Genomic DNA, 18,176 nt, shown 5'->3' with positions numbered 1-18,176 from the left:
GGTGCTAGGCTCCCCGCATCATGGCCGGCTAGCGGGTCAGCGGCCGGTATTTGATGCGGTGGGGCTCGGCGGCGTCCTGGCCCAGCCGGCGGCGCTTGTCTTCCTCATAAGCCTGGAAATTGCCTTCAAACCATTCCACATGGCTGTCGCCCTCGAAGGCCAGGATATGCGTGGCCAAACGGTCGAGGAACCAGCGGTCATGGGAGATGACCACGGCGCAGCCCGCGAACTCCATCAGCGCGTCTTCCAGGGCGCGTAGCGTATCGACGTCCAGATCGTTCGTAGGTTCGTCGAGCAGGATGACATTGGCTTCGGATTTCAGCATCTTGGCCAGATGCACACGGTTGCGCTCGCCGCCGGAGAGGATGCCGACCTTCTTCTGCTGGTCCGAGCCCTTGAAATTGAACGCCCCGACATAAGCGCGCGAGGCGATGGAGCGCTTGCCGAGATAGATGACATCCGTGCCGCCGGAGATTTCCTCCCACACATTCTTATTGTCATCCAGGCTGTCGCGGCTCTGGTCTACATAGCCCAGCTTCACTGTCTCGCCGATTTTCAAGGCGCCTGAATCGGGTTTGTCCGCGCCGGTGATCATCTTGAACAAGGTGGATTTGCCAGCACCGTTCGGGCCGATGACACCCACGATGCCGCCCGGCGGCAGCTTGAAGTTCAGGTTGGCGATGAGCTCGCGTTCGCCGAACCCCTTGCACAGATCCTGCGCCTCGATCACGGTGCCGCCCAGGCGCGGGCCGGGGGGAATGACGATTTCCGCCACGCCGCCGGCCTGCTCCTGGGATTTCGCCAGCATCTCCTCATAGCGTTGGATACGCGCGCGGCTCTTGGTCTGACGGGCCTTGGCGGAGGCGTTGATCCATTCCCGCTCCTCGGCCAAAGCGCGCTGGCGGGCGGATTCCTCCTTCTCTTCCTGTTGCAGGCGCTTCTGTTTCTGTTCCAGCCACGCGGAATAATTCCCCTCATACGGGTAACCGCGGCCACGCTCGATTTCCAGGATCCAGTTGGTCACATTGTCCAGGAAGTAGCGGTCATGGGTGATGAGAATGACGGTGCCGGCATAATTGGCCAGCGTGCGCTCCAGCCAAGCCACGGACTCGGCGTCCAGATGGTTGGTCGGTTCGTCGAGCAGCAGCAGATCCGGCTTTTCCAGCAGCAGGCGGCAGAGCGCCACGCGGCGCTTTTCACCGCCGGAGAGGTTGGTCACCGGCGCTTCCGGGGGCGGGCAGCGCAGCGCGTCCAGCGCGATCTCGATCTGACGGTCCAGGTCCCAGCCATCCTTGGCGTCGATGAGTTCCTGCAACTGCGCCTGCTCGGCCAGCAGCTCGTTCATCCTGTCGTCGTCCATCGGCTCCATGAAGGCTTCGGAGATCTCGTTGAAGCGCTTCAGAGCGGCCCGCAGATCCTTGAACGCCTCGGCCACGTTTTCGCCGACGGTCTTTTCCGGATCGAGCTGCGGTTCCTGCGGCAGATAGCCCACGGTTGCCCCTTCGGCCGCCCAGGCCTCGCCGCCATATTCCTTCTCGATGCCCGCCATGATCTTCAGCAGCGTGGATTTACCCGCGCCATTGACGCCCAGAACGCCGATCTTCACGCCGGGGAGGAAGGAGAGGGTGATGCCCTTGAAAACCTCACGCCCGCCCGGATAGGCCTTGGTGAGGTCTTTCATTACATACACATACTGATAAGCGGCCATTTTGTTGAATTCCTTGGGTAGTTTTTGCGATTCTCGGGTCGTTCAGGAGCTATTTAGATCGAGTTCGCAATAATATCTGGCGCTGGTTGTCTCTCATCATCACCGCGCGGGCCGAGGGCGCTTCAGTGAGATGCCTGCGAGGATGGGGGCTTAAAGAATGAAACCACATGGCGCCGGTATTGGCACAAGTCCAGTGCCAATTACAGGGGGGGGGGTGGCGCGATCAAGCCTCGCCTATATTCGTGTGTAAAAATCTTCCCTTCCATAAGATTAGGTACATAGCTTGCCGTGCGATATACGCATGCCGTCACAAGAGGGGAATAGAAGCCACTTGGCGGCGCATGGCCAGAATGGCAAGCGCGGTGAGCTGCCCAGATGAGCGTCTCGATTGAAGGGGCTGCGGGGCACTGGGGAGTGAAGGAGGCGGGATCAACAGGCCGAGTATTCACCGACCGTGGTTGGTCTTGTTGAGATCTTCGGCATCGAGTGTGACCAATTTGAGGCAGCGCCAGTCACACAGGTCCAGGTAAGGCATCTTGCGGTGTGAGCCGCCAGTATACAGGTAGTGCCGGAAAGATCACGAATTGTCAGATCGGTGTGTTCGCGTCCTACGTCTCATGCCATGGCCATGCCTTTATCGATCGGGCCTTGTATCTTCCGAAGACGTGGACTGAGAAACCTGACCGCCTGAAAGCGCCCGCCGTACCTCAGGAAGTCGGTTTCGCCACGAAGCCCCAGCTTGCGGCCCAGATGATTGCGAGGGTGATCGCGGCGGAGGTGCCATTCCGTTGGGTCGCGGGCGATACTGTCTATGGCGTCGGGGATATTGAGCGAGATTTGCGTCAGGGCGGAAAGGGTTATGTCCTCGGTGTCGATGCAGCTCATGTTTTTCATTCTTGGGACAAGCTGCGGCACGTCACGGGTAAGGCCGCAGATATTGCCAAGGCTCTTGAACCATCCGACTGGAAGCGCGCTCTCAGCGGGAGCCGGGACCAAGGGCCCGCGATGGCATGACTGGTGCTATCGCGAACGCGCTGACCTTGAAGCCGAGGAATACAACGAAAACAATCACGGCCTCTGGACCAGGGGCATGCTGATCCGGCACAACATCACCGATGGCGATCTTGCCTTCTTCACGACCTGGTGCCCTGCGGGGACCTCCATCGACACGCTGGTTAAGGCCGAAGGCTGCCGTTGGGCCATTGAGGACAGCTTCGAGGCCGCCAAAAATGAATTCGGCCTCGCTCACAACGAAACCCGCTCCTGGCACGGCTGGCATCGTCATGTCTCGCTTGTCATGCTTGCCTTCGCCATGATGGCTGCAATCCGGCATCAGGCAAATCGCAACCAGGCAAATGACATGGCGCCCAAAAAAACGAAACCGCTACGCCCATCCGCTGGTCGATCCAGGAAATCCGGCGGATAGCTCTCCGTCTTGCGCAGCGGCGTATCGAACCTACCTTTGTCCTCGCTTGGTCGTTTTGGCGACGAGCCAATCAGGCCCGAGCCTATGCAGCTCATCTTAAACTAAAATCACAACTGTAATGCTAGGCTCAGGACCCATTAACTTCTTGTCTCGGCGCGGTGTAATTCTGGATAGATCAGAGATTATGACCTGTTTTTGCTGAGCGAGCGCCAATTGGGGCACCTAAAGCTATCCTGTTGCCTGGCAAGCTGTATATGGTCAAAAGGCGGTTCTGCTGTAGGCGAAGGCCGCGATAAGGTTTGAGTGGATCTGTTCAAAAATAACCATATTTTTCAAATAGTTAAAATAAGACTGTAGCAGTAAAGATATAAAGTACGCAAATTTACAGAATTGCAAACGCCCCGAATTGAACTTCTCAACGGATCGGATATGTATTGTTTGTAATGCCATATATAAGCTTGATTACGCCCTGCTTTAACGAAGAGGACAATGTCCAAGAGCTGCACCGTCGTGTTGTCTCTGTCTTTGCTGAGCTGCCAACGTATAGGTACGAGCATATCTTTATCGATAATGCCTCGACGGACGCCACGGTGGCCAAGTTAAAGGAGATTGCGGCAACCGACTCTCGTGTCCGGATCATTGTGAACGCCCGGAATTTTGGCCATATACGCTCTCCCATGCACGCTCTCCTAGTTGCCACGGGTGAAGCCGTTATTTCCCTGGTGGCGGATTTGCAGGATCCCCCGGAAATGATCCCCAGGCTGCTAGCCAAATGGGAGGAAGGCTATAAGACGGTAATTTGCGTCAAGCGCAATGCCGAGGAAAAGCCCGCTATGTTCATGGTGCGCCGCGCCTATTACGCGCTGGTGGAGCGGATGGCTTCAATTGTCACGATCCAGAATTTTACTGGCTTCGGGCTATATGATCGCAAAGTGATTGAGGTTATCCGTGAAATGGGTGACCCATACCCGTTTTTCCGTGGCATGGTCGCGGAAATAGGGCTGGAGATTTATCAAGTCCCCTATGATCAACCGATTCGCAAGCGAGGCTTCACAAAAAACAATTTCTATTCCTTGTACGATATCGGGATGTTGGGCGTCACCAACCTATCGAAGGTGCCGCTGCGATTGGTCACGGGGGTTGGGTTTATCTCGGCCGCGATCTCTTTTCTAACGGGGCTTTCTTATCTGCTCTACAAGCTGGCGTTCTGGTCGCACTTCAGTGTTGGCATGGCACCTGTCATTATCGGCTTGTTTTTTCTGGGGTCGGTTCAGCTCATCGCCATTGGCATTATCGGTGAATATATAGGTGCAATCCATACTCAGGTGCAGAAACGACCCTATGTAGTGGAAAAAGAAAGAGTGGGTTTTTGAATTCCCCATTTATGGCTCGGTGGGGGATAAGCCTCATCATGTTCTGTATATTGCTGTGTTTCACGGCATTGTACTTTGTGGCACACCCTTTGTACCTAGCCTTAACCGCCATTCCGGATGGCTTCTCCCGGCCTGTTCCTTTTCTTGATTTGTCTGCGATTCTGCAGGCGGGAAAATGCTGGGGGGAGGGGGTGAATGTTTATGCACCAAACTCCTGCATGGGGGGAGGTAGTTTCAACTACTCTCCGTTAATGTTGTACGCCGTTTGGTTTCTGCATTTGCAGCCGTCTTGGACCTTTTTATGCGGCTTGGTCCTGGGGGGTGCTTATTGCGTGGCGCTGGGTTGGCTGCCGCCGGTTGGCTCCTGGCGTGAATTTGCCTTGAGGCTTTTTGTTGTCGTGTCCCCAGCAGCTTGTTTTGCTGTTGAGCAGGGGAATGTTGATGTTTTTCTGTTCGTGATGTTGACGGGGGCTGTTTGGCTTCTTTCGCGTTCCCTGATCTGGAGAATGGGGGGGTATGGTCTTGTCATTGCTGGCCTTCTTCTCAAATTTTACCCTGCCGCCCTGTTGCCGCTCGCTATGCAAGAAAAACGCAGCCTTTTTTTTGTGGGAGCGACTGTCGCGTTCTGCGTAAATGCATGGTTTCTTGTCGGCTTTTACCATGACATCGTTGCCGCTATCGTGGCGCTCCCTATAGCCAACCCTTTTACACTCTCGTTTGGTGTCATAAATTTACCTGCTGGGATCTTGACGCTCTATGCAAGCGGCAACCATACCATGCCGAAGTGGCTTGGGTATAATGTTTCGTGGTCCGGTACGCCGCATGGTATTTGGCTTCCACGGTTAGACATTAGGTTTTGGCTGGTTGCTTGCCTTGTAGGCTGGGCGTTGTTGACGTGGCGCAGGGGACGAATGCCACCGGCGGAACGGCGTCCCATCGAACCGCTCTTCCTTGAGGCGAGCGCGCTATTGCTCTCTTTTTGTTTCTTGTTGACCTCGAATGTTGGTTATCGCGCCATTTATCTGACGCTTGCCGTGCCCAGTCTGTGGCGGCTGCGCAATACATATCAGCCTGCTTGGAGGCTTCTGGCGGTCCTGGTTTTTGAATTGTGGGAAGCGCCGCTTCGGGATTTTCTTAAAGCCATTGATCACTTTCTGCATGACAGTTCTGGTTTTTCCCTGTTGTTTTGGCTTACCCGTGAATTGCTTTGGTGGTGGTTGGCTGTGGGCCTCCTCCGCATTGCTCTCGCTTTCGTGATTCTGCGTCTGGGTCGCCTCCTTGCCGGAAAAATTGACGTGCTCAAGCTGGAAGCTTAAATTCCAAAAACCAGCAGAGAGGTTTTTCGTGCACACTTCGATCTTCGACAATCTTTTCGTTCTGGAGATGGCCAATAACCATTGGGGCAGTGTCGAACGGGGCCTGAAAATTGTCTCCGCTTATGGGCAGGTCGTCCGCTACAACAATATCCGCGCCGCCATGAAGTTCCAGTTTCGCGATGTGGACAAGTTTATCCATAAGGACTTTCGCCACCGGACGGACATACGTTACATTAAAAAGACACTAGATACCCAGCTTTCTTGGGCAGACTACCAAAAGATGGTGTCAGCTGTCCGTGACGCTTCCATGATTTCTATGGCAACGCCGTTCGACGAAGTCTCTGTGGATAAATGCGTTGAACTTGGTGTCCAGATTATCAAGATTGCAAGCTCCGATATCAAGGATTGGTTTTTGATTGAAACAATCGCCAAGACAAAGAAGCCGGTGATCATCTCTACGGGAGGTTCGTCTTTGCGTGACTTGGACGATATCGTCTCCTTTTTTTCGAAACGAAATATCCCGCTGGCCATTAATCATTGCGTGTCGATTTATCCCTCCGAAGACCATGAGTTGGAGATGAATCAGATTGACTTCCTAAAGGCGCGTTACCCAGACAACGTAATCGGTTTTTCTACGCATGAATATCACGATTGGCGTGACTCCATGTTGGTTGCCTATGCCAAGGGAGCGCGTACGTTCGAGCGTCATGTTGATATCGATATGGATAATGTTCCCGTTTCACCATATTGTTCGTTGCCTGAACAAATTGATCTTTGGTTCAAGGCTTTTCACAAGGCGGAGGAATTGTGTGGAGCCTCCGGGGCAGCCAAACGCATACCGCCGGAGAAAGAGGTGCGTTATCTGGATGGTCTCGTGCGCGGTGTGTATGCTAAATCTGATCTGCCGGCCGGTCACGTTTTGGATGACGATTCTGTCTATCTTGCCGTGCCCTTGCAGAAAGGACAAATCTCTTGTCGCGAAATGATGCGCGGCGAGGTTCTGTTGCACCCTGTTGCTAAGGATGGAGCCATAGCCTTCACGAACATAGACAGTCCTTATGGTGCTGCCTCTTTGTTGGCAAAGTCTATTGAGCAGAGGGGCATCGAAACGGATGCGCTTGAAGCGGGGCGCGCTGGCCCGCGGTTGGTCTGACCTATGCGCGTTGCTGACTATATCGCCTCGCTGGTCGTGGCGCATGGCATAACGGATTTCTTCTCCGTTACTGGTGGCGGAGCGATGCATCTTAACGATGCATTTGCCCGTAATCGGCAACTCCGAGGGGTTTGCCTGCACCATGAGCAGGCTTGCGCCATGGCCGCGGAAGCTTATTGCCGTTTATCGGGCCGTCTCGCCCTGGTAAACGTGACGACCGGGCCGGGTGGTATAAATGCATTGAACGGCGTGCATGGAGCATGGACGGATTCAATTGGCATGCTCGTCATTTCAGGACAAGTCAAACAGGAGACGATGGCCACAAGCTACGATCTGCCCTTGCGCCAATTAGGCGATCAAGAAGCAGATATCGTTGGCATGGTACGCGGCATTACCAAATTTGCAGTGGTGTTACGCGATAAGGAAGATGTGCGCTATGTGGTGGAAAAAGCGATCTATCTGGCGCGGACTGGCCGTCCTGGTCCGGTGTGGATCGACGTCCCCATGGATATCCAAGGTGCGCAGATCGAGACTAGTATGCTTCGCGGTTACAGTCCTGAAGCAAGCCCTGAATTTCCAGATATTTCTGAGATCGCAGATATTCTTCGCAACGCACGCCGCCCCGTTATCATGCCTGGCACAGGTGTGCGCATTGCCGGAGCGTATGATGCGTTCGTTAAGCTGATTGATCTGACAAATTTCCCTGTTGCCACGGCCTTCAATGCCCACGATCTTCTGGCTGAAGAACATCCCTCCTACGTTGGTCGTCCTGGGACTGTGGGAGACCGCGCCGGAAATTTCGCCGTGCAGAACGCAGACGTGGTGCTCATCCTCGGCTGTCGTCTGAATATCAGGCAGATTTCCTATAATTGGGAAAATTTTGCGCCCGAGGCTTTAAAGATCATGGTCGATATAGACCAAGCTGAACTGGCCAAGCCAACACTCAATATTCAGAAATCTGTTTGTGCGGACCTAAAGGATTTTATTCCAAGACTTGTCCAGACGCTCGGTAATTTCGTGCCGTCTGAAGAGCAGGGTCACTATCTTGATTGGTGCCAGGAGCGTCGCCGTCTCTATCCCGTGATGCAGTCAACGTATGAAGATGATTCAAAGGGGATTAACCCTTATGTCTTTGCGGATAATCTGTTTGGCGTCACCTCAGACAATGATGTCATTGTAACGGCGAATGCAACTGCTTGCGTAACCACATTTCAAGCGGCGAAACTTAAACCAGGCCAGCGCATGTTCTCTAATTCCGGCTCGGCCTCTATGGGATATGATTTACCTGCGGCGATAGGCGCGGCCATTGCCGCCCCGGAGCGTCGTATCATTTGCCTCTCTGGCGATGGTAGCTTCATGATGAACATGCAGGAAATGCAAAGCATCATCGCCATGGGGCTCAACATCAAGATATTTCTTTTAAACAATGAAGGCTATTCGTCAATCAAGCAGACCCAAAGTGCCTTCTTTCCGGACAACATGTTCGGCTGTGATGCAGCCAGCGGTGTCACGTTCCCTAATTTCTCCCGGGTCGCTGCGGCCTTTGGCTTTGAACCGCGATGCGTCGACGCGCATGCGGCACTATCCCAGGCGATTACCGAGACGCTTATCACACCGGGACCACAATTCTGCGAAGTCATGCTGAATCCCACGCAGGGTTTTGCTCCCAAGCTCTCCTCGCGTAAACTTGATGACGGGCGTATGGTATCTTCTCCCTTGCACGATATGGCGCCTTTCTTGTCTCGTGAGGAACTCGCCCAGAACATGTGGAGCGACACATGAGTGGCATCAAGGCCGTTATTCTCGCGGGTGGACGTGGCTCGCGCCTCTCGGAGGAAACCGACGTGAAGCCTAAGCCGATGGTTGAGATCGGCGGTCGGCCGATCATCTGGCATATCATGAAAATTTATGCCCGTCATGGCATATCGGATTTTGTCATTTGCCTTGGCTATAAGGGTGAAAAAATTAAAGAGTATTTTTATAATTACAATCTCTATTCATCGGACATCACGATCGATCTGCGCGCGGGTATTACGATACATCAGAGCCAGGCTGAGGATTGGCGCGTGACCTTGGTGGAAACAGGCCTGGAAACTCAGACTGGCGGGCGGCTGAAACGAATCCAAAAATATCTCGACTCAGAATGTGCTTTTTGCATGACATATGGCGATGCCGTGGCGAACATTGATATTGGAGCCGAGATTGCTTTCCATCGTGCGCACGGCAAGCTTGCAACTGTCGCTGCTGTGCGACCTCTCGCGCGCTTTGGGGCACTGCACCTAGAGGGAGACGAGGTGACGCGCTTTGAAGAAAAACCTGACCAGGAGGCCGGGTTCATTTCCGGAGGATTTTTTGTCCTTAATCCTGAGGTTTTAGATCTCATTGAGAACGATTCCACTCTTTGGGAAAAAGGTCCCATGGAAACCCTTGCTCGGAAAGGACAGCTGCAGGCTTACCGTCATGCCGGCTTCTGGCAACCTATGGACACGCTGCGTGATCGCCTGACGCTTGAACAGCTATACATATCCGGTGCTTCCCCATGGGTCACATGGTAAGCGCACCCTTACCTTCTAGGGATTTCTGGTCCGGCAAGCGAGTGTTCATCACGGGCCATACCGGCTTCAAAGGCGGGTGGCTGGCCCTATGGCTTTCAAAAATTGGTGCTGCCGTGCATGGTTATGCGCTACCACCAGATACGGATCCCAATTTTTTTGCGCTTTGCCGGATTGAGACCAAGCTTCTCCACCGAGAAGCCGATGTTCGAGACGCCGCTGCCCTCGCCAAAGCGATTCATGATTTTCAACCAGATATCGTATTTCATCTGGCGGCGCAGGCGTTGGTTCGTACCTCCTATGCACAGCCGCTGGAAACATATGCCACGAACATAATGGGTACGGCTTTTTTACTTGATGCCGTGGCAAGAACGCCGAACGTCCAGTTGGCGGTGATTGTCACCAGCGATAAAATCTATGCCGAAGGAGCGGACGCGCACACGGAGGAGGCGCCGCTTGGGGGAAAAGACCCGTATAGCGCATCCAAGGCAGGGGCTGAGTTGATTGCGGCTTCATTTCCTGCGTCAGTGAAAATCACCACACTCCGCGCGGGCAATGTCATTGGTGGTGGTGATTGGTCCTCAGACCGGCTTGTACCAGACTTCTTTAGAGCCGCTTTTGCGCATAACGTATTACATATCAGAAATCCAAGAGCCATCCGCCCATGGCAGCATGTGCTGGACGCATTATGCGGATATCTGCTCGCGGCCGAACATATGTGGCATGGCACGGTGAGACGAGATGCCTGGAATTTTGGTCCCGGCGCGGCGAGCGAGGCGAGCGTGGAGGCCGTGATTACTCGGCTAGGAGCGTTCTGGTCAGGCTCTTGTTACGAGGTTTCATCACAAGCTGATGCGCCGCATGAGGCTCCTATATTACGCCTTAACGCCCAAAAGGCCCAGCAGGAACTTGCTTGGCGTCCCCGTTGGCCGCTTGAGGAAGCTCTTACCTATACGGCCGAGTGGTATCGTGCCTGGCAAGGCGGTGCTGCTATGGATGCAATCTCTTTGTCCCAAATCGAGACCTATTGTCAGTATGACTGAAGATCCGGCAGCCCTGCGCGCTGAAATTTTACGGCTTACGGCCCGGTATGCCGAACTTGCGCATGGCGTGAAGCCTTTTAGCCAAGCCTCATCTCAGGTGCCGGTTTCCGGCAAGGTGTACGGCCAAGAAGAAATGGTGAATCTCGTTGATTCCGCACTGGATTTTTGGTTAACTACAGGGCGTTTTAATGATGAGTTCGAGCGGCGTCTTGCTCTCGCCACGGCCAGTCGCTACGCGCTCACGGTCAATTCTGGCTCCTCCGCCAATCTGCTGGCCGTCACGGCTCTTACCAGCCCTGTGCTTGGAACAGATGCTTTACAGTCGGGCGATGAGGTCATTACCTGTGCGACAGGTTTTCCCACAACCATAAATCCGATCCTGCAAAACGGCTTGGTGCCGATTTTCGTGGATGTCTCCTTACCTACTTATAATATTGATGTTTCCGCTCTTGAAGCTGCCATCACGCCACGCACGCGCGCCGTCGTGCTGGCGCATACGCTGGGTAACCCGTTCGACCTAGCCGCCATCACCAGCTTATGTAAACGGCATAGTCTGTACCTCATTGAGGATTGCTGCGATGCGCTGGGGGCACTGTATAATGGGCGGGCCGTAGGCAGCTTCGGTGTGGTTGGAACGCTCAGCTTCTATCCCGCGCATCACATCACAACCGGTGAGGGAGGCGCTGTATTCACAAATTCGAGTCAGTTCAAGCGAATTCTCGAGTCATTGCGTGACTGGGGGCGAGACTGCTGGTGCCCTCCGGGCCACGACAACACCTGCAAGCAGCGTTTTTCCTGGCAACTCGGGGGCCTACCCCAGGGGTATGACCACAAATACATCTATTCACATGTGGGCTATAACCTTAAAATGACCGATATGCAGGCAGCGATAGGGTTGACGCAACTTGGCCGGCTAGATGGTTTTATTGTGGCACGAAACGCAAATTTTCGAATGCTTTATGATGGGCTTAAACCATTCGAGCCATTCCTGATCCTGCCCGAGGCTACGCCGGATAGTGAACCTTCTTGGTTCGGCTTTCCACTTACCGTCCGACCCGATGCTCCATTTTCACGATCTGAATTAGTGCAATATTTGAACAAATCACGTATTGACACACGCTATCTCTTTGGCGGTAATCTCATTCATCAACCCTATATGCGAGGCCAAACTTTCCGCACTGCCACCCCAACGCCAAATGCTGATCTAGTAATGAATAATACGTTCTGGATCGGCGTCTATCCCGGGCTCTCTTCTGAACATATCGGCTACATGATCGATCGATTTTTCGCTTTCTTTAAGTCTCATGGTTGATCTGCATGGTATTCCGGTCGTTGTCACTGGTGCTGGCGGATGGCTTGGCCAAGCGGCGCTGGAGATCGCACATCAGTCGGGTGCCGAAATCCATGCCTTCGGTTCCAGGCCGCGTGAGCATAGATTTCTGGATGGTACAACGGTTTCCGTTCTCCCGCTTTCCTCCTTGGATATGCAAGAGCTTTCTGGTGCTCTGGTTCTGCATATGGCGTTTTTAACACGCGAGCACGCGGCACGAATGGATGAAGCGGATTATATTGCCGCGAACCGCACAATTTCTGAATTTGTTGCTGGTTTCATAAAGCGCAACGGCGCACGGGGGGTTTTTGTCCCCTCATCCGGTGCTGTTTACGCACCGCCACCCAACCCTTACGGTGTGTGCAAGCTGGAGGACGAAGGCCGCTTCACCATGCTGGGGAGTATGCTATCCATCCCAACGGTCATCATCCGTATTTTTAATCTCGCTGGACCATTCATCAACAAACAAAAATCATATGTTCTGTCCTGCATACTGAACGACTTGCTCGCAGGTCGGCCGGTAACGCTGAATGCCGCACACCCGGTTTGGCGTGGATATGCGCATGTAAACGACGTATTGAATGTTGCCCTGGGTTTGTTGCTTGCCGGGCATTCTCCCCTGGTCTTTGACAGCTGGGGGGAGCCAGTGGAGATTTCCGCCCTTGCGGCACGAGCAGCGCAGGTAGCGCAGAGGGAGTTGGTTCTCCAGAGGCCGGAATGGAGAAATGGTGCATCGGATTATTATATGGGGGATGAAAAAGCATATTTGTCCCACACGGCTTCGCTGAATCTTACCCCTTCTGCTCTGGAGAAACAAATCAGAGACACGATGGTATATCTGACGATAACGGCAACATAAGGAAGTCGTCTTGGATAAGGTACATGGAAATCAAGCACTTCTAACAGGCATCAATCAGCTGGTTTCCATGTTGAAAATGGCAATTCGTAAGAGCCTTTGGCCCTTGGGGTATGATATCATTCGTCGTCAGCCTCCGGTCATCTATGGCATTCCAGACGAGGATTGTTATCAATCTCTCTTTTCCCCGTGGGATTCAGCGAGGCTTTTTCCTGAATTCACTGAGGTGAAGAATTTGACAGTATGCAGCCGCTATTCCGCTTGGGCGGTAGCGCAGCTTTTACGACTGACTCATGATGTTGATGGGGATATTATCGAGCTTGGTGTCTACAAGGGAGGCATGGGTTTGCTGATGGACCATATCCGCTCATCATTCAGCAAACCCAAGCCTCTGAGACTCTTCGATACATTTGCGGGCATGCCGCAGACGGATCCTGTTTTGGACCGCCATCGTGAGGGGGATTTTTCCGATACTTCGCTAACAGCCGTGAAGAACCTTTTTGCTGCTTCGAGCGGTGTGCATTTTCATGAAGGATTGGTTGAAGATACATTGCCAATCTCTGATCTAGGTAAAGTCAGCTTTATTCATGTCGATTTGGACATATACTCTGCTATAAAATTTTCGGTGGAATATCTCTGGCCAAAACTTCAGCCGGGAGGAGTAATTATATTCGACGATTATGGATTCCCGACATGCCCGGGAGCGCGTAAAGCTGTGGATGAATTTTTCACTGATTTGCCGGTGAAGCCCTTTCTGCTTCCGTTTGGTTCTTGTTTTGTTCAAAAGCCCGTCAGCTGCGGCTGATTCCCTATTTACACATATTTTTGGGAGCGTAATGGACCGTGAATGAACTACGACCCAACGACCTTGTCAAATCATGCAAGTACATAGAAAGAGGATCTTGTTTTGCCATGGATGGTGTCCGGTCTTGTGTTACCGGTACACTTAACGCCCCGTTGCTGGTAACGACAGAGGAGCTAAATCAGGATCATGTGACATATGATTTGGTCGTTAAGCGTCGTCGAGAACTTTTTGAGGCTATAAACGGCTTCCGGGAAGGGCAAATCGAACCGTGCATCTCTTGCGCCAATTTGAAAGAAAAATCTTATAAAGACGTTGATTTCTCATGGCTTGGTGGTGAACCGTTACCTGCCGGGATGAACATCCAGCATTTCAGTGCCTGCAACCAACGCTGTACTTATTGTGTATTCACTGTTGAAGATAATTTTATTAAGTCACAATATGATCCCGTTAAATATCTGGAATTGTTCCGTGAAGCTGGAAGGTTGGGTGGCAATAACTGGATTGACTTCAGTGGCGGTGAGACGGCTAGCCTAAAAGATTTCGATCGCATTCTTAATTACCTCCTTGATCACAATCTCGGAACGGTTGTCGTTTACTCAAACGCGGCAATCTTCAACCAAACTTTGTATGATGCGCTCAAGCAGAACAAGGTCATCCTTACAACATCGCTCGATACCGGCGTTGCTTCAAGCTATAACAAGCTGCATGGTACGAAAACTTTTCCGAAGGTCGTACGCAATTTAATTCGATACAGAAATAGTGGAACCCATAACCTTTGGCTTAAGTGCGTAATCTGCGAAAGCAACCGGAGTGAGGATGATCTTTGGGGTTTCATCCTGGCCATGCTGGCTTTGCGTCCAAACAAAATCATGATCTGTCCAGATTTTCCCTATGGAAAAACAGAAGTACCAGAGGAAACCCTAAAATTTTCGGCGAAGCTATGGTACATGATAGAGGAATTGGTTGGAATCACACCGATAGATTATGCGTCCACATTTGGAGATGCCGTGTGGGTCAAATATCGTCAAGACCTTCCGGCCGCCATTGAACAAGTCCGGCGGGAAGGCCCCTTGGGGCGCCCGGATGATATCCAGTATCTGGAACCCGCGCGCATACGCGATATTTTAAAATATCGTTTTGGGCGGCTTCGCGGTGCGATGTGGCGAAGCGAACTGCGTCAGCGCTTTGTTCCGTCGGGAGGTGAACGCGAGCGTGTGATGGTCAATTTTTACCGGAAAACAATAGGCCACTTTGTTGGAGAGTAGGCATGCCCTGCGCCATGCATTTCTATTGTCCATGCAGTATTACACGCTCTTTAGCGCTTCTTTCCTGGTCATGCGCCGCACGTGCCAAAGTAACGCTCTCCGCAAAATTGGGAGTGGCAGAATGATCGTGGCGGTGCCATAGAGAGTAAAATAAATCGTACTCTCTACCCCTGAGCATAGGCTAGGCGCCAAGCGGGTCATGGCGCCTAGCAGACTGATCCGAGGGACATTGCGTAAAGCGTTCCAGACAGTTTGCAAAATAGTCGACATCGCGACAAATTGCGCTGCCAGTGCACGGACCTTATCCTCGTCCGTAGCTTTGGTTGGGTCGTTCAGAATCGTCGCCGTCATGATGTCTGCCAATTCGCGGGATTCAGCATGCCATTGTTCGATATTCATGCGCCCTGTTTCATTGGAAACAGTCGGTCGATAGAAATGATAATGAGAAAGATATTGCCCGACGCAACCAACCTCTCCTCCGTTTGAAAGCAGGCGGACCCAGTAATACATGTCGCCAATAAAACGATCTGCGGGCTGTGACGGGATGGCATGCAAATCGGCAATTCTGAAAACTGTAGCGCACATACAGATATTTCGCTGGCCACGCATGAAGTTCATCAGAAAATCAGCACTCTTTTCAAACCGAGGGCCAAATTTTCCGGGTCGCTGGAAGCCGTCGTAAATCAGATAGGCAGCGGTATAGGTGAATGTCAGATTAGGCCGTTCCCTGATCAAGTGCAGGCATTGCTCGGCGAAGGTAGGCTCAAGCTCATCGTCATCCGAGAGAAAGACCACCCATTCTGTCATTACCCGTTCACGCAGGAAAGCTCCATGATCCTGAACAGGAATGGTGATGTCCCGATGAAAATAGCGTATATTTTTGGGGACAGTTAGGCTGCTGAAATAAGCATTCGTTCCATCTGTGGACCCGTTATCGGAGAGAATAATCTCAACTGGAACGGTCTGGGCCATGGCACTGGCCAATGCTCGCTTGGCCAGCTCCAGGCGGTTAAGCGTCGGGATCACGATTGTGATTGCACTATGCATTTTGAACCCAAAACTTACAGAGATCCTGCCGCAAGGGGAGGGGTGTTGACATTCTTATTCCAAAACGTGCCGTGCCGCCAGCTAGTTGGTTTCTGCTGTCCGCCATGAATGAGGCTGTTCCATAGCGTGGAACAACCACCGTTTCTGGTGGTCAGCATGGCGCTGACCCATACTGGCGATGCACTTTGGCGAGCGCCGCGAAAGGCCATATACCCCCCTTCATAGAGGTGTCGCTGGTTCCGACAGAAATTTTCCCTTTAACCAGCTATGGCCTTCTTGGCAGAGGGCCATAGCCTGCTATGTGTGCAGAATAACGAGCATAGGCGGAATGAGAGGGCGATGCCACAGGCGCTATCGGGACGGTCAAGTGATTGTTGTTTCTGCTGCGGTTCGCGTTTCATAAGGCGGGAGTGGGCCGTTACCTCATCGTTTTTTGCACAGCGTGCCTTAGGTAGGGGGCCGGAATGCGTGCCCATGATAAACTGCCGTTTCTGTCATTCACGTTATTTTGACCTCATGCCGACGGATGAGGAGTTGGGGCGTCTTTATGATGACTATCGTGGCGAGGCATACTTTAAACAACGTAACCATTTTGAACCATGGTATACAAGGGAGTTCAATGACGCATTGGGAGCCGAAGCCGAGATGCAGAGTAGGCGTGATGTGTTGGCAAACGTGTTGGTGGAGGGCAATCTGACCGGAAGGTTTGGCTCCGTTCTGGATTATGGCGGTGATCGCGGCCAGATGCTGAGCGTCCTAAATGCTACAATGAAATCCGTCTATGATATATCCGGAGTGGCACCTGATCCTGGTGTCATAGCCATCGACGAAGAAGCTTTGCAGCGCGGATCCTGGGACCTCATTTTATGTTGCCACGTACTTGAGCATTTGCCAGATCCACGTGCCCATGTTCAAAAGCTCTTGGCATTGGGGCACCCAGGCACGGCTTATTTTTTTGAGGTTCCAAACGAGAATTTTCATAGTGTGCGGGCAAGCTCATGGTTGATCCAAAAAACATGGCTGACTTGGCTGGTTAAGTATCCGTGGCTGTTTCGAAAGTTCGATTTTTTGTCACGAAACCTTGATTACCATTTCCATTTTGTTCCGCCGGTTTTGTTCTTTCCTTTGTGTGAACATTTGAACTTTTTTACATGCGCAGGCATCACATCTTTTCTTAAAAGCAATGGATTCAAGGTTGAATCCGCGTCTGTGCGCGATAGTGGCCATATTGCTGTACTAGCCAGATGGTCATAATTGGTCTCGGTTGGGCTAACGGTGGCTGCTACCTTATCGCCGGCCAGAAGGCGGGAATGCCTCCTTCTTTGTAAGAATATGGCGGTTTGCTTAAGCCTCATGGTTGTAAAGGCGGCTATGCCTCAGGAGGGTAGAAATTGAGAAAGCCAAATTTTTTTATCATTGGTGCGCCAAAATGCGGTACGACGACATTGGCGAGCTGGCTGGGAGAGCATCCGCAGATTTTCTTTTCACCAGTGAAAGAACCACATCATTTCAGTACAGATCTAAGTGTTGATGGAATTCTTGAATATGATCGGTATGTGGCATTGTTTAACAATGCCACATACAAACATCGTGCCGTGGGGGAGGGATCCGCCTTTTATTTGTTTTCCAGCGAGGCGGTGCCAAATATCGAAAAATACTCGGACTCTCAGGCAAAATATGTTGTTTGCTTGCGAAATCCAATTAAAATGGCTCCCTCCCTTCATTGGGATTGGCGTTTTTTTGGTGACGAACATGTCAAAGCCTTTGCGAAAGCATGGGCTCTCAGTGACAAGCGCCTGAAAGGCAAAGCTGTTCGAAAACAGTGCTGCGATGCCCGGGTTTTAGCGTACAAGGAGGTTTGTAAATTGGGCACCCAGCTTGCACGGCTTTATAATACCGTTTCACGCGAACGGGTGCATACGGTTTTGCTCGACGATATAGAGCAAGACGCACGTTCGGCTTACCTGTCTGTACTCGACTTCTTGGGAGTGGACAACGATGGAAGGTCTCGTTTTGATGTGAAAAACGCTGCCAAAACTCTTCGTGTCAGACAACTGGAAGCAGTGCCGACGTTATTGCAACGCATTAAGGATACTATGGGAATATCGAGAAATCTTGGAATTGGTGAGTGGATCGCCAAAGCCAATAAAAAGCTTGCTCCCTGGCCGGCTTTAAGCCCCGAACTGAGGCACGACCTGGAAAACCATTTCCGTGAGGATATTTTGCTTTTGGAGCGTCTTTTAGGACGCGATTTATCGCATTGGCTTGATCATGAACCAAGGGCTTCGCCTAAATGAGGCAA

General features: G+C 52.2%; 14 protein-coding genes and 1 pseudogene. 13 read left to right on the top strand and 2 right to left on the bottom strand.

Annotated features, from left to right (window positions below; genetic code table 11):
• Window positions 1-28 precede the first annotated feature (28 nt).
• Window positions 29-1,708 (bottom strand): energy-dependent translational throttle protein EttA, encoded by a 1,680-nt coding sequence (gene ettA / locus AB7D48_RS06220; RefSeq protein ID WP_427976575.1) that lies wholly within the window; start codon window positions 1,706-1,708, stop codon window positions 29-31.
• 525 nt (window positions 1,709-2,233) lie between these two features.
• On the opposite strand from ettA, the pseudogene AB7D48_RS06215 reads away from it, so the two are divergent.
• From AB7D48_RS06215 to AB7D48_RS06165, 11 genes and pseudogenes are all read left to right on the top strand, one after another.
• Window positions 2,234-3,134, top strand: a pseudogene (locus AB7D48_RS06215) (IS701 family transposase); the annotation flags it as partial.
• Between the two features lie 458 nt (window positions 3,135-3,592).
• Window positions 3,593-4,507: a glycosyltransferase family 2 protein gene (locus tag AB7D48_RS06210; RefSeq protein WP_427976573.1), complete on the top strand. Its 915-nt coding sequence runs from the start codon at window positions 3,593-3,595 to the stop codon at window positions 4,505-4,507.
• Between the two features lie 38 nt (window positions 4,508-4,545).
• On the top strand, window positions 4,546-5,823 hold the full coding sequence (locus tag AB7D48_RS06205) for a hypothetical protein (RefSeq protein WP_427976570.1): 1,278 nt from the start codon (window positions 4,546-4,548) through the stop codon (window positions 5,821-5,823).
• Complete coding sequence (locus AB7D48_RS06200) at window positions 5,786-6,976, top strand: N-acetylneuraminate synthase family protein (protein WP_427976567.1); 1,191 nt, start codon at window positions 5,786-5,788, stop codon at window positions 6,974-6,976. Before AB7D48_RS06205 ends, AB7D48_RS06200 begins: the two co-directional genes overlap by 38 nt.
• A 3-nt stretch (window positions 6,977-6,979) precedes the next feature.
• Entirely contained in the window at window positions 6,980-8,758 is a 1,779-nt protein-coding gene (locus AB7D48_RS06195) for a thiamine pyrophosphate-binding protein (protein WP_427976565.1), read from the top strand.
• The gene (rfbF, locus tag AB7D48_RS06190; RefSeq protein ID WP_427976563.1) at window positions 8,755-9,531 is read left to right on the top strand and encodes a glucose-1-phosphate cytidylyltransferase; all 777 of its coding nucleotides are present in this window, start codon (window positions 8,755-8,757) and stop codon (window positions 9,529-9,531) included. The genes AB7D48_RS06195 and rfbF overlap by 4 nt, the downstream gene beginning before the upstream one ends.
• Complete coding sequence (rfbG, locus tag AB7D48_RS06185) at window positions 9,516-10,571, top strand: CDP-glucose 4,6-dehydratase (RefSeq protein ID WP_427976560.1); 1,056 nt, start codon at window positions 9,516-9,518, stop codon at window positions 10,569-10,571. The genes rfbF and rfbG overlap by 16 nt, the downstream gene beginning before the upstream one ends.
• On the top strand, window positions 10,564-11,883 hold the full coding sequence (gene rfbH / locus AB7D48_RS06180) for a lipopolysaccharide biosynthesis protein RfbH (protein WP_427976558.1): 1,320 nt from the start codon (window positions 10,564-10,566) through the stop codon (window positions 11,881-11,883). The genes rfbG and rfbH overlap by 8 nt, the downstream gene beginning before the upstream one ends.
• Window positions 11,876-12,760 (top strand): NAD-dependent epimerase/dehydratase family protein, encoded by an 885-nt coding sequence (locus AB7D48_RS06175; protein WP_427976556.1) that lies wholly within the window; start codon window positions 11,876-11,878, stop codon window positions 12,758-12,760. Before rfbH ends, AB7D48_RS06175 begins: the two co-directional genes overlap by 8 nt.
• A 10-nt stretch (window positions 12,761-12,770) precedes the next feature.
• On the top strand, window positions 12,771-13,562 hold the full coding sequence (locus AB7D48_RS06170) for a TylF/MycF/NovP-related O-methyltransferase (protein WP_427976554.1): 792 nt from the start codon (window positions 12,771-12,773) through the stop codon (window positions 13,560-13,562).
• Window positions 13,563-13,750: 188 nt separating this feature from the next.
• A complete protein-coding gene (locus AB7D48_RS06165; protein WP_427976552.1) occupies window positions 13,751-14,827 on the top strand; it encodes a radical SAM protein in 1,077 nt (358 codons plus the stop codon).
• 39 nt (window positions 14,828-14,866) lie between these two features.
• Here AB7D48_RS06165 and AB7D48_RS06160 read toward each other — a convergent pair whose 3' ends face one another.
• Complete coding sequence (locus tag AB7D48_RS06160; protein WP_427976550.1) at window positions 14,867-15,874, bottom strand: glycosyltransferase family 2 protein; 1,008 nt, start codon at window positions 15,872-15,874, stop codon at window positions 14,867-14,869.
• A gap of 516 nt (window positions 15,875-16,390) precedes the next feature.
• Here AB7D48_RS06160 and AB7D48_RS06155 point away from each other — a divergent pair.
• Window positions 16,391-17,128, top strand: coding sequence for a class I SAM-dependent methyltransferase (locus AB7D48_RS06155; RefSeq protein ID WP_427976547.1), 738 nt, complete (start codon window positions 16,391-16,393; stop codon window positions 17,126-17,128).
• A gap of 137 nt (window positions 17,129-17,265) precedes the next feature.
• The gene (locus AB7D48_RS06150; protein WP_427976545.1) at window positions 17,266-18,171 is read left to right on the top strand and encodes a sulfotransferase domain-containing protein; all 906 of its coding nucleotides are present in this window, start codon (window positions 17,266-17,268) and stop codon (window positions 18,169-18,171) included.
• The last annotated feature ends 5 nt before the right edge of the window (window positions 18,172-18,176 follow it).

The sequence above is a fragment of the Acidocella sp. genome (assembly GCF_050253495.1).
GTDB lineage: Bacteria > Pseudomonadota > Alphaproteobacteria > Acetobacterales > Acetobacteraceae > Acidocella.
This window is presented reverse-complemented; position numbering and strand designations above follow the sequence as displayed.